This window comes from Nonomuraea sp. NPDC050540 (genome assembly GCF_044457485.1).
Classification (GTDB): Bacteria; Actinomycetota; Actinomycetes; order Streptosporangiales; family Streptosporangiaceae; genus Nonomuraea.
The window spans coordinates 202,326-215,016 of record NZ_JBITHA010000019.1 but is presented as its reverse complement, the minus strand read 5'-3'; the positions used below and the strand labels follow the sequence as shown (position 1 = coordinate 215,016).

10 protein-coding genes are annotated in these 12,691 nt (G+C 70.0%); 2 read left to right on the top strand and 8 right to left on the bottom strand.

All coding sequences use genetic code 11. The features are described from left to right. The first annotated feature begins 226 nt into the window (after positions 1-226). The gene (locus ACIBI5_RS44660; protein WP_397256437.1) at positions 227-697 is read left to right on the top strand and encodes an NUDIX hydrolase; all 471 of its coding nucleotides are present in this window, start codon (positions 227-229) and stop codon (positions 695-697) included. Positions 698-993: 296 nt separating this feature from the next. Here the strand turns inward: ACIBI5_RS44660 and ACIBI5_RS44655 are convergent, their stop codons facing one another. Continuing rightward, positions 994-1,581, bottom strand: coding sequence for a TetR/AcrR family transcriptional regulator (locus tag ACIBI5_RS44655; RefSeq protein WP_397256435.1), 588 nt, complete (start codon positions 1,579-1,581; stop codon positions 994-996). 56 nt (positions 1,582-1,637) lie between these two features. On the opposite strand from ACIBI5_RS44655, the gene ACIBI5_RS44650 reads away from it, so the two are divergent. After that, entirely contained in the window at positions 1,638-2,519 is an 882-nt protein-coding gene (locus ACIBI5_RS44650) for an alpha/beta fold hydrolase (protein WP_397256434.1), read from the top strand. Between the two features lie 693 nt (positions 2,520-3,212). Here the strand turns inward: ACIBI5_RS44650 and ACIBI5_RS44645 are convergent. The 7 genes from ACIBI5_RS44645 to ACIBI5_RS44615 all read right to left on the bottom strand — a co-directional run bounded on the left by ACIBI5_RS44645 (position 3,213) and on the right by ACIBI5_RS44615 (position 12,635). Then, positions 3,213-3,914 (bottom strand): hypothetical protein, encoded by a 702-nt coding sequence (locus ACIBI5_RS44645; protein ID WP_397256432.1) that lies wholly within the window; start codon positions 3,912-3,914, stop codon positions 3,213-3,215. Continuing rightward, complete coding sequence (locus tag ACIBI5_RS44640) at positions 3,911-6,397, bottom strand: glycoside hydrolase domain-containing protein (RefSeq protein WP_397256430.1); 2,487 nt, start codon at positions 6,395-6,397, stop codon at positions 3,911-3,913. Before ACIBI5_RS44640 ends, ACIBI5_RS44645 begins: the two co-directional genes overlap by 4 nt. A gap of 665 nt (positions 6,398-7,062) precedes the next feature. Beyond that, on the bottom strand, positions 7,063-8,253 hold the full coding sequence (locus ACIBI5_RS44635; protein WP_397256428.1) for a cytochrome P450: 1,191 nt from the start codon (positions 8,251-8,253) through the stop codon (positions 7,063-7,065). A 29-nt stretch (positions 8,254-8,282) separates the two neighbouring features. Beyond that, a complete protein-coding gene (locus tag ACIBI5_RS44630) occupies positions 8,283-8,903 on the bottom strand; it encodes a TetR/AcrR family transcriptional regulator (RefSeq protein ID WP_397256426.1) in 621 nt (206 codons plus the stop codon). A gap of 214 nt (positions 8,904-9,117) precedes the next feature. Further along, positions 9,118-10,590 carry a protein kinase gene (locus tag ACIBI5_RS44625; protein ID WP_397256424.1) on the bottom strand — a complete coding sequence of 491 codons (1,473 nt, stop codon included), beginning with the start codon at positions 10,588-10,590 and terminating at the stop codon, positions 9,118-9,120. Positions 10,591-10,778: 188 nt separating this feature from the next. Continuing rightward, on the bottom strand, positions 10,779-11,594 hold the full coding sequence (locus ACIBI5_RS44620) for a siderophore-interacting protein (protein ID WP_397256422.1): 816 nt from the start codon (positions 11,592-11,594) through the stop codon (positions 10,779-10,781). A gap of 72 nt (positions 11,595-11,666) precedes the next feature. After that, positions 11,667-12,635, bottom strand: coding sequence for an alpha/beta hydrolase (locus tag ACIBI5_RS44615; protein WP_397256420.1), 969 nt, complete (start codon positions 12,633-12,635; stop codon positions 11,667-11,669). Between the last annotated feature and the right edge of the window lie 56 nt (positions 12,636-12,691).

Sequence of the window (12,691 nt, the reverse complement as noted above, 5' to 3'; positions counted from 1 at the left end):
GTGCTTCTTGGTCGTTGGACCATTTACCGGAGACCTCGTCGTATGTCGATCACTTCCATGCGGCCAGCCTCAAGGCCTTTTGAAACACGCCTTAGGCAGTTTCCTCGTGGCCGGCCTGGCCGCGTTCGTGCTCACGGCCTGTGGGCCAACCGCATGAGCTCGGGCGCGCTGGAAGCGGTCGGAGCAGGTGAGGCCGGCGTCAGCCCGCACTCCGTACACTCCCGGCATGAGCGAGATCCGCGCGACCGCGCGTCTGCTGATGCTCGACGCGCACGGCCGCGTGCTCCTGCAGCAGCTGAACTCGGCGAACTGGCCCGGCATCTGGATTCCCCCTGGCGGGGGCATCGAACCGGGCGAGACTGCTGAGGAAGCCGCGATCCGCGAGGCTCGCGAGGAGACGGGATTCGTGGTGCCGCCGGGCCTGCTCGGCCCGGTGATCGCCACCGCGACGGGCCCTCGGCTCTCCGGAGCACCGGGACAGTCGCACAGCAGCTACTTCTTCGTCCGGATCGAAGGTCTTGCGAAGGTCGAGCCCCAGCCCGAGGAACACGAGACGCGCCTGCTGCGGGGCGAGCGCTGGTGGACGCCGGATGACTTGGCCTCCACCGAGGAGCTCATCGCGCCACAGGGATTGGCCGGGCTGCTGCCACCGCTGCTGGCCGGTGAGCTCCCATCGCGACCGCAGGCACTGGCCTAGCTGCCGACCCGCCGGCTCGCCGGCACCAGCAGCGCGCCCGGCGCGCCCAGGTCCTGCGCGCGATCGACCCCATCAGCGACTGATCCGCGCCCAGCACCCGGAGAGACGTGACATGTGCCGATCCCTGTCTGACGGCGTTTCCGGGTTCGCCGAAGTGTTCAGAGGAGAGCTGTGATCTTCCCCGTTTGAAGGATTGGGGTCTGGCTGGGCGGGACGCCCCCGCAGGTGGGGCGGATGGGGTCACACGGACTGCGCCCACACCCTGCGGCCGCTGATCATCACGGCCGGGGGCCGGCTCAGTCGTCGATGAGGGTGTCGAGTTGCGCGTTGAGGATGCGCACGGCTCCTTCAACGCTCAGGTGGCCGAGCAGGAGATCGGAGGAAAGCCCGTTCGCCAGGGCGAGGAGGGTGTCCGCGGCCTGTTCGGCGAGATCGTCGGCATCCGCGCGCGCCGCCCGGATCAGGTCGGCCACGCTCGCGGTGAGCTGGGCTCGGCCCAGACGGTAGCGGTCGGCCATGACCGGGTCGTTGAGCGCCCTGATGAACACCGCGTTGGCCACCAACGTCTCCGACCGGCTGGCTGGATCGTCCGGCAACAGCGCCGCGAACATCGCGCGCAGCGTGGCTTGGGGCGTGACCGGCTCTGGAAGCGCGGCCACCGCGCGCCGGAGCCGTTCCTCGAGCCGGTCGCGCAGCAGCAGGGTGGCGTGCAGCAGCATGTCCTCTTTACTCGCGAAATAGTGCTGCACCAACCCGATCGACATGTCCGCCGCGGTCGCCACCTCTCGCATGCTGACCGCCTCCAGCCCTCGCTCGGCGGCGACCCGCCACAACGCCTGGCTGATCTGCTGGCGCCGTTGTTCGTGATCGACCTGCTTGGGCATTTCCGCGCGCCTCCCCCATCTTTGCCATACGATCATATTGCAAAGGAGGTGGGTTCATGGCCACGACGAAAGTCGGCCGGTTCGTCACACCGGCCGCCCAACGGGCCTACGACACGATCTATGACGAGGCGGTCAAGTCCTTCCCGGCCCCCGTGCAGACCCATGACGTGGAGACCGGTTTCGGACCGGTTCGTGTCTACGGCTTCGGGCAGGACACGCGGCCGCCGATCGTCTTGCTGCACGGCAGGGGCGCCAGCAGCGTCATGTGGCTGCCCAACCTCGCGGCCCTGGCCGAGCGGCGCCGAGTGTATGCCCTGGACCTGCTCGGCGAGGGAGGGCGCAGCGTGCAGACCCACCCCATCCGCGACGCCGCCGACCAGGCCGCATGGCTGGAGGAGACCCTGGAGGAGCTCGGCGTCGACGCCGCCCATCTCGTGGGCCATTCGATCGGTGGCTGGCTGGCCTGCAATCATGCCGTACGCGCCCCGGCGCGCCTGGTCTCACTCACCCTCATCGACCCCGCTCTCACGTTGGCGTACATGCCGCTTTCCCTGCTTCTCCGCGTGATCCCCACCACGATCCCGATCACGGCCACGCGTGCGGTGCCCGCGTTCATGCGCTGGTCGAGTCGCGGCGAGCCGTACGACGAAAACGACCCCGAGGTCCAGCTGATCACCTCCAATCTGCTGCACTATCGCTTCGCCCTCCCCGCACCCACCCGTTTCACCGACGACCAGCTCCGCGCTGTCTCCATCCCCACGCTCGTCCTCATCGCCGGCCGGAGCATCGTCCACGACCCCCGCAAGGCCTACGAACGCGCCCGCGCACTCATCCCGGACGTCCAGGCCGAACTCTGGCCGCAGGCCACCCACGGCATCACCGGCCAGTGCGCCGACGAGGTGAACGCCCGGCTCCTGCGTTTCGTCGAGGAACACTGATCACCGGTTCAGGGCGGGCCATCCGGCCCGATCCGATAACACGGGCTCGGACATGCCGGGCGCTCTCGGTGATCGTCCTACCATCACGGGTCGGGTACGGCGGCGCGGTCGAACAGGTCCAAGAGTGTGAGCTCCCCCCGGTTTACCGGAGACTTCCGAACCCGGATTCGGGCCAAGATCTCCCACTCCGGCCCTCAGCCGAACCCCCTCCTGCCGAGGCCGGTGATCATCTTCGCGCGGCGGCCCTTGCCATTCGCCGTCCCTTTGGACTCACGTCGGGAGTACGCGGTGACGAGCTGTCGAGACAAGGCGAGGGGTAGGCAGGTCAGGGTGGTGCCGTCGGGAAGGTGCGCGGTTGAGCGCCCGGCGGAGGTTTCGGGCAGGCGCCGGCGCTTCGCACGGAATCCGGCGCTGGTGACGCTGCGCGGCCGAGCGGCTCAGCCACTCGGCACCCTCAGCCCGCCACCCCGGTACGAAGGCGTACGCGCTGGCCTGCCATCGACCGGGGATATCAGTGCGACGAAAGCCCTCGCGGCCCGGCCTTCCTTCCTCCCGGCCGTGGCGCGGGACCGGCGGCCTGAGCGGGTGCTGCGGTGAGCACGGCACCCGCCGCCAGTGCGGCACCGACGGCCAAAGCCGTTTTCATGCCCATGGTCGATTCCTGTCTCAGTTGCTTGCTCGGTGGAGGGGCGTCTAGCGCTCGTTGCGGCGGGCGAGGCTGCGGGCTCGTCCGGCCCGCCGGCGGCGTGCCGGGTCGGCGGGGTCGGCGGGCGCTCCGGCGGGGTCATAGGGGCGTTCACCGGCAGGGTCTCCCAGACGCCTGGCCAGCTCCTTCAGCCGGGGGCTGTCCGCGGGCACGTTGATGTGGAAGTGGCCGTACTTGGCGGGCTTCAGGTCCCCGCCCCAGGTGACCAGGCCATCGCAGTCGGCGAGAATGTCGCCGACGATGCGCTGCTGATGCGGATAGAGGCCGTCCCCGCCGCCTGCCGGGAACGCCCCCGGATGCAGCGCCACCGCCGACCCCGACAGGTGATTGGATTCATAGTCGGCGTACACGGTCCGGTCGGTGGTGTGCCCGTGCAGCGTGGTTCCGGTGCCGTCGGTGAACCGCTGGATCTCGTAGTGCCAGCGGCGCACCACGTGCAGCAGCACCTGCGCGGCGGCCGGATGCAGGGTGACCGTCCGCGCCGCCCCGGACACGTAGAAGGGCTGGACGATGCGCGGGTCGATGCGCCATCCGTTGCGGCTGGTGTCGCGGTTCCAGGTACGGGCGACCGGGCCGCCACCGCTCGCGGGCGCCGCTGCGGCCAGCGCCGTGGGTACTGACCCGATCAGTGCCGCCACGGCGCCGATGGTGCCGCCGATGAGGACGCTCCGGCGGGTGGGGGTGGTCACGTGGGCTCCTCGGTGGCGTCGCGGTACATCCGGTCGGCGATGGCGTGGGTGAAGCTTTCGAGTTCGGCGAGGGGCAGGTCGTCGGGCATCTCGCCCTTGAAGATCAGTTCCCTGGCCAGGGCGTAGACGATGGCGTTGCCGAGCATGTCCTCCCCCAGCATCTGACGGGTGATGCGGGAGCGTGCCGTGCCCTGGTCGCTTTGGAACCGGCCCTTGAGGAAGTTGCGGTAGCGGTGGCGGGCGTGGACGCTCGGATTGGTGGGCGAGTAGTAGTGGGTGAGAACGTCGGAGAACAGCACGTCCGGGTTGCCGAGGAGTAACTGACTCAGGCTGAGGGCGTCGGCGTCGGAGAGGTAGTCGTCCAGTGCCCACGAACTGGAGTGGGTGGTGCTGGCGAGGTAGCGGTTCACCATCTCCGCCCCGGACAGGTGCTGGTAGGTGTTGCGCCATTCGACGTACAGGGTGACCGCGTCACCGAACCAGCCGGTGGCATCCCCCATCCGGACCTCGTCGCCGCCGCTGGTGGACTTCAAGTAGCCCTGCGCATTGGAGATGCAATGCTGCATGTCCAGGGTGATGCCCTGGATCGGATCCCTCGGCCAGGCGTTGTTCTCGGTGAGGGCCCCGGCCTGGCCGGCGGCATAGCTGTTGCGTTTGGCGTCCGGGGCGCCGAGCAGTTGGTTCCAGTGAAGATCGATGTACTTGTACTGCCGGAAGAACAGGCACAGGTCCTGGCGCTGGTCGGCGATCGCCAATGATTCGCCGTTGTCGCGGCGGTAGCGGGCGAACGCGTTCTCCAAGGCTTTGACATACCCCATGAAGGCGGTGATCTCCGCGTACTGGTCATCCTTGAGGTGCAGGGACTTGACGGCCGGGTCGTAGCCGTCGCCACGCCACACGTTCTTGTCGAGCCCTATCGGTGTGATGTTCCCGTCGGTGAACCCGGTCCCGTTGGCGGGGTTGAACTCGTAGATCTGGCTGAACGACCAGTTCTGCGGCATCGGGAATCCCAGGTTGCCGGAAAATTCGAACGACATGCCGGACACGAACGACCACCTGGCCCCGGTCGCCTCCGACACCCGCGTGCACACGTTGCGCGTGCCGTACACCCCGAACCAATACCAGCCGCCCTTGTCGGCGAGGGCCTTGCGGACGCCGTTGAAGTAGGGGATGACGAACTGGCTGATCTCATGGTCCTGGGCGTCGTAGTCGACGGCGAAGTAGATGCACGCGCCCTGGAGCATGTGGTGCTCAACCATCTTGTCGTGCGCTTTCCCGGCCTGGTCGTAGCCCTTCTGGAAGGTGAAGTTCTCGGGCACCGTGCCGTTGTACTGGAAGATCGGCATGAGTCGCAGCCCGGCGTCGATGATGGTTTTGGGTTCGCCGGGGACCAGGGCCTTGCCGATGTAGCCGGGGTCGTCGGGCGGCAGATGCTCATCGAGGTATCGGCCGACGACCTTGTAGCCCTTGGCGACCAGGGCTTTGGCTCGTTCGGGGGTGATGGTGACGGAGGTGTCGGAGCCGGTGGCGGCCCGATGCTGGTCCCCCCGGGAGATCAGCAGCTGCGCCCAGGTGTCGAAGGTGGCATTGCCGCTGGTGGCCAGCAGCATGAACTCCTGGTAGTGCCGGAGCCATGCCGCGGTGTCGGCGGTGAACTTGCGGCCGTTGTCGACAAGGCGGATCGTGTCCCAGGGAAAATCGAACGTCTCGCCGCCGGACCCGTACGGTGCGCCCTTGTAGGCGGGAGAGTTGAAGTAGCAGGCCGCGTGCAGCAGGTAGGTGAGCTCGGAGGCGGCACTGTCGGTGGTGAGGGTGTGCTTCTTCAGCTCCCGCGTGGTGCCGTCGCCGAAGTAGCCGGTGATGTCGGCGGGATTGAGGCCGAGGCGGTATTGGATGGCCATCATCAGGCACTGCTGGGTGACGCGGTCATAGTTGCCGTCGCAGGGCGACAGGCCCATCGCCGGTACCACGCCCAGCCGTACATAGTCACGGTTGAGGGTTTGCTGGAACCCCCGGATGACGCCGTCGCCGCCGGGTATGAGCCGGAACTGGTCCATCCGCAGAAGCGCTTTGGTGACGTGCGCCCACATACGGGGCTCGATCGGGTTCTGGGTGTCGGGCAGGCCCATGTCCCCGAGGAGTTCGCCGATGGAGAGCTTGGCACGGTGGTCCCAGGTTCCCGCGTTCGAAGAACCGTAGTACCCCTTGCACCACAACGCATAGTTGTAGATGCGCAGGATGTTCGTGTTCGTCTGCTGGGTCAGATCCGGCTTGATGGTGCTCGCCACCTTGGCGAAGGTGCCGGGCCCGAAGTTCTGCACCGTCGGGGAGATGCCCAGTTCATGCTGAAGTGCCTGAGTGAGGGATAACACGACGCCCCAGCCGGTGCGGCCGTCCTCCATACATCGGAGGTAGCCGGGGGCCTTGCCGAGGTAGGTGGCGTTCACCCACCGTTGCGCTTCGAGGACGTTGGGGTCCGCCATCTCTGCCTTTCCGCCTGCGTCAGTGCCGAGGGTTGTGGGTGCGTGACCCATGGGCGAAGGCCTACGAGCACGCTCCCTCGAACCAGGTCGGCGACCGCGGCACCGTGCAGGACTCATCGCGCTGTCCGCCGGCCAACTCCTGGCCACCGGGCCCGGGGCGGGCTGCTGCGGCCTTCTTGATCATGACGGGGATGGTACCGACGCGCGCTTTGGATCCGCTTTATGGCAGGCGGCTGCCGTCGCCGATGGCGTGTACGGGTTCGAGGCACCCGGGAACAGCCATGGGCGGTACCGGCCGGTGACAAGCTAAGACGGGACAGATCCCAAGTTCTGTGCCGTCTCTCGCCACGCATCCATGCAGGTTGGCGCCATGCGCCTCCGGTTCCTGTGGTTCCGGTCCGAGGTTCACATGGGTAGACAGACGCCGAAACCCTGGCCTGAAGCAGGGCGTGACACCGCAGGCCAGCAGGCTGTCGCTCACGGGTAGCGCCAATGGGCCGTCAATGACTGAGCGGCCCGACACGGAGTTGCTGCCAGCTACGAGGACAGGCGTCCGACAGGCGGTGGTCGCCTCCTCACATCGGGCACCCAGCTCGACTCACCGGCGACGGCTGGGCGGCTGCCGGCGGCTCAGGCGGGCGTCAGGTGACGCTCTGTATCCACCGTTACGGCGCGCCCGGCGCGGTCCGCACCGGCAGCGCGGTGAGCGCGCGCACCAGCCCCGGCCTCCAGGTGATCTCTTCCGCCGGTACGGCCAGCCGCAGCCCCGGCAGGCGTGCCAGCAGAGTGTGCAGGGCGATCTCGGCCTCGGCCCTGGCCAGAGCGGCGCCGAGACAGTAGTGGATGCCGTGCCCGAACCCCAGATGCGCGTTGTCGGAGCGGTCGAGCATCAGCTGGTCCGGATCGGCGAACCGGCGCGGATCGCGGTTGGCGGCGGCGTTGACGATCTGCACCACCTCGCCCTCGGGGATGGCGACGCCGCCGATCTCGACGTCTTCGAGGGTGAAGCGCATCGGCGAGATCTCCGCGGGGCCGCTGACGCGCAACATCTCCTCGACGGCCACCGCCATCGCCCCGGCGTCACCGCGCAGAAGGTCGGCCCTGGCAGGGTCGGTGAGCAGGATGAGGGCACCGGAGCCGATCAGGCTGACGGTGGTCTCGTGCCCGGCCATGAGAATGCTGATCGCCACCGAGGTGAGCTCCTCGTCGGAGAGCCGGTCCCTGGCGTGGACCAGCGCCGACAGCAGGTCGTCGCCGGGCTCGGCGCGCTTGGCCTCGATCAGCCTGCCCATGTACGCGACCAGGCCGCGCGCGCCGGCGGCGATCCCGTCGAGGTCGGCGGCCTGGAGCGCGGCCGACCACGCGCGCCAGGTGTCCTGGTCGGCCTGCGGTACCCCGAGCAGCTCGCAGATGACCCTGATCGGCAACGGGTATGCCAGGGCCTCGATCAGGTCGGCCTCCTCCCGGCCGGCGAGGGCGTCGACGAGCTCGTCGGTGATCTCCTGGATGCGCGGCCGCAGCGCGTGGACGCGCCGTGCGGTGAACTCGCGGGAGACCAGCCCGCGCAGCCGGGTGTGATCCGGCGGGTCGTAGGCGCCGAGCGTCCGCATCAGGTAGGGCAGGACGTCTTCGGGCAGTCCGGCCGCGGCGGCCACGTCGAGCTTGCCCTGCCGGGCCAGGTCGCTGCTGAACCGGGGGTCGGTCAGCACCGTCAGGCTCTCCTCGTAGCCGGTGACGAGCCAGATGGGCGTGCCGTCGACGTAGCGCCCCTGGACGACGGGCCCCGCCATGGCGAGGCCGGCGAAGTACGCGTCGCGGTCGGAGGTGGTGAACAGGCCGGTGAGGTCGATGCTCATACGAGTCCTTTCAGGATCGCGAGGCCCGCTCAGGGCCGTTCGTTTCGGACCTTGTCGTAGGCGCTCCGCAGCCGCTCGTCGGCGAACACGCCCTGGGTGAGCATCTCGATCGCCGTACCGGAGAAGCGCAGGGTGGCGCCGGTCTCGGCGAGATCGTCCTCGCCGAGTGCGCGCGCCAGGTGGGCGTGGAGCACGACGGGCGTCAGCAGCCAGCTGACGTAGATGGCCGCGCGGGCGTGCGGGTCGGCGGCGGGCCTCACCCAGCCTTCGGCGACGCCCTGCTCCAGCCAGCGTTCGGAACCGGCGACCATCGAGTCGAAGAGCGCCGCGGCGTCGGGCGACTCGTCGAGGAAGGCGCGGGCGAGGTAGCGCCGGATCGGCGTGGCCTCCTCGATCATCGAGCCGATCCGGCTGGTGTCGTCCAGGTCGGGGGTGGTGCCGTCGCCGCGCAGCATCTCGACCAGATACGCGTCGCAGGCCTTGCGCAGCCCGTCCTTGGATCCGAAGTGGTGCAGGACGAGCGCGGGCGAGACTCCGGCCTGGGCGGCGATGGCGCGCACGCTGACCCGGTTGACGCCTTCGCGCCCGAACAGGTCGAGTGCGGCGTCCCGGATCCGGGCGCGCGCCGTGAGATCGGACTCTGAACGCATGCACAGCATGCTAAACAAACGTTCAGCCTCGGGCAACACCTGACCTGGTCACGGCTTCTCGTTTCTGTTCGTTACGGCAAGCCGCCCCACCCCCATCCGCCGTACGGGGCTGGGGACATTCCAGGGACACGGTCGTCCACCTCACCGGCTCACCGCCGCGACGACCGCGCAGCCCGCCGGGCGCCGGGATCGACGCGAAGCAGAGGGCCGGGGATCAGGTGGCGGTAGGGGTGGACGTGGGGGCCGGGGTGAGGGTTGAGGAGGTGGTGGGGCTGGGGGATTCCTCGCCCGGCCCCTCCTGGGGGATCGTGGTGATGCCGGTCGAGGGCACCGGGCAGTCCCGCTTGGCCGCGTTCCCCCGCTTGCGGCCCGCCGGGTTCACGCAGTCGTCGTCCTCAGGCGGCTCGGGAAGGAACGTTCCCGGAGGCGGGCTGCCCGAGGAGTGGCGGTGGGACGAGGGGGTCGGGACGGCGCTGGGGCTGAGGGTGCGGGTCAGCGTGACGGCCGGGCTGGACGGGGGTGTCGTGGCCGGGGCCGGGACTCCGCTGGCCGGACCGGTGGTGGGGCGGACGGTCGAGCCCGCCGACCCGTGCGGCTGCACGATCGGGATGTCGGGGATGACGGAGCTGCCGGAGAAGCCGAGGCCGCCCTGGTTCCCGGCGGCCACGACCGTGATCGCCGCGATGGAGACCGTGGCCAGGGCGGCGAAGCTGGCGTGGGATAAATGGGCACCGGCGCGGGCCCGGCGGCGTTTGGGGGTCTCGCCGGTGGGGGGCGGCGCGAGCCGTACCCGGCCGGCTCCAGGGGGGTAGGGCACGGGCGTCCAGAGCTCGTCCAGGACGTCGCCGACGGCGGTGCGCAGGTCCCAGGGGTCGCCGACGCCGCCCGCGGCGAGCAGCGCGCGCAGCAGGTCGGCGGCGCGGGGGCGGTCGGCGGGTTCCTTGGCCAGGGCCGCCTCGACCGCGGGCCGCAGCATGGCGGGGACGGCGTCCAGGCGGGGTGGTTCCAGCAGGATGCGGCGGGTGAGCACGTCGGTCTCGCCGCGTCCGAACGGGTGGTGGGCGGTCGCGGCGAAGGCGACCAGGCAGCCCCACGAGAAGACGTCCGACGCCGGTACGGCCGCGCCCCCCGTCAACCGTTCGGGCGCCACCCACCCGGGACTGCCCATGACCTGCCCGGCCTGCGTGTGGGCGGCGAGCGTGTCGACGTCGCGGGCGATGCCGAAGTCGATGACGCGCGGCCCTTTGGTGGACAGCAGCACGTTGCCCGGCTTCAGGTCCCGGTGGACGAGCCCGGCGTCGTGCACCGCGACGAGCGCCGCGGCCACGCCGAGGGCGACGCCGTACGCCAGATCGGGGGTGAGCGGACCGCGGGCCACGACGACCTGCGAGAGCGCGGGCCCGGGGATGTACTCGGTGACGAGGTAGGGCCGGTCGCGGTCGGTGCCGTCCTCGATGACGGCGGCGGTGCAGATCGGCACCACCCGCCGCGAGAACGCGACCTCCTCGGCGAACCGCGCCCGCAGCGTCTGGTCGCCCAGGTGCGTCGCGTGCGGGGTCTTGAGCGCGACGAGACCGCCGCGGGGGTGTTCGGCGAGGTAGACGACGCCCATGCCGCCCGTGCCGAGCCGGCCCAGGAGAAGGTATCGGCCGATGATGACCGGGTCGCCCACCGTCAGCGGTCGCACGCCTGGAGGCATGTCGCTCGCACCACGCGCCATCCGGATCTCGCCTCTCCTGTCTGGGACCTGGCAAGCACACTGTGGCCCCATCGGGCGGAGGGTTTCCGCATGGTTTTCCCAAGGGGTATCGCGCGTAAGGCGGGTGTTACCTTTCGGTTAGTAAGAGGTGTGACTGGACGGCCTGAAGTGGCGTTTTACGACGACAGCTCCTTGGCCTCCTCGGCCTCGACCGTCTGGTTCCAGTCTCGCTTGACCGCCCGCCAGCCCTCGTCGTCGACGCCGAGCCGCCAGTAGCCGGAGATCGACAGCCGCTCCAGGGGTACGCCGCGCTCGACGCGCAGGTGGCGCCGGAGCTCCTTGACGAAACCGGCCTCCCCGTGGACGAACGCGTGCACCTCGCCCTCGGGGAACTCCAGCCCTCGCACCGCCTCGACCAGCAGCTGCCCGACCGGCCGCTCGCCGCGGTAGAGCCAGGTGACCGGGCGCTCCAGCTTCTGCTCCTCGACGGGCCCGTCGATCTCGACGAACACGTGCGCCACGGCGCCCTCCGGCAGCGCCTCCAGGGCGGCGGCGATCGCGGGCAGCGCGCTCTCGTCGCCGGCGAGCAGGTGCCAGCCGGCGGCCGGGTCGGGGGTGTAGCCGCCGCCGGGGCCGAGCATGTAGAGGGTGTCGCCGGGCTGGGCGGCGGCCGCCCAGGGACCGGCCAGGCCCTCGTCGCCGTGGTGCACGAAGTCGATCGTCAGCTCCAGCGTGTCGGGGTCCCAGGCGCGCACGGTGTAGGTGCGCAGCCTCGGCCAGTGCTCGCGGGGCATCTCCTCACGGCAGGTCTGCACGCTGAACGGCTCCGGATACTCCACGCCCTCGTGACGGAAGACGAGCTTCACGTAGTGGTCGGTCAGCCCGGAGGTGGCGAAGCCGCGCAGGCTCTCCCCGCCCACCACCACGCGGATCATGTGCGGCGTCAGCTGCTCGGTCCGCAGCACGGTCGCCTTGTGCTCGCTCTTCGACATCCGGGCCCCATCCCCCTCGGGAGCGTAGTTAGGTATACCTAACCTACACCCCGCGTCAGGAGCGATGGGCCGTCAGGCGGCATCTTCGAGGAAAGTACGCCCCCGCACGTCGGCCAGGAACGCCGCCATATGGCGGAACGCCAACCGGGCCTCCGGCAGCACGTCGGCCAGGATGGGGAAGACGTGCGGCATCCGGGGCCACTCCTCGTAGCGCACCGGCACGCCGGCCCGGCGGGCCTTGACCGCGACCCGGCGGGCCTCGTCGCGCAGCACTTCGGTCGAGCCGGTGACGATCATCAGCGGCGGCAGGCCGGTGTAGTCGCCGTTCACCGGGGAGACGAGCGGGTCGCGCGGGTCGAGCCCGGAGGTCCAGTGCCGGGCCAGCCAGCGCACCCGCCCGGCGGGCAGCATCGGGTCCTGCCAGCGGTTGGCGCGGCGCGGCGCGTCGGTCAGGTCGGCCCACGGCGACAGGCACAGGGCCGCCTCGGGCAGGGGCAGCCCGCGGTCGCGCAGAGCCAGCAGGGTGGCCAGGCAGAGGTGGCCGCCGGCGGAGTCGCCCGCCAGCAGGATGTCCGAAGGCGCGTGGCCCCGGGCAAGCAGGCAGGAGTACGCGTCCAGGGCGTCGGCCAGCGACTCCGCCAGCCGGTGCACCGGCCCCTGGCGGTAGTCGAGGGCGAGCACGGGGCGGCGGGCCACGACCGACAGCCGCCAGGTGACGGGCCGGTGGGTACGCGGCGAGCAGGAGAAGTAGCCGCCGCCGTGGAAGTAGAGCAGCGCCTTGCGCTCGTCCAGGCCCTCACCGGCGCGGATCCACTCGCCGCCGCAGTCGCTGAAGCGGGCGGGGACGATGCCGACGTGACTCGGCGGGGTCATCGGCAGCAGGCGCGACAGCGTGCCCAGCCGGGCGGCGGCGTCGAGCGCGAGCGGATGACGCAGCAGCAGGCTGGACGCGGGCTTCAGCGTGCCGCGCAGCAGGCCGTTGAGCGTACGGGCCTGCCAGCTCCTGGGGTAGTCGGGATAGACGTCCCTGTCGATGCGCATACAAGGCCTCCGCTATATCCCGTTCCCTTCTGGAACATCGTTCTACCCACCAGTAA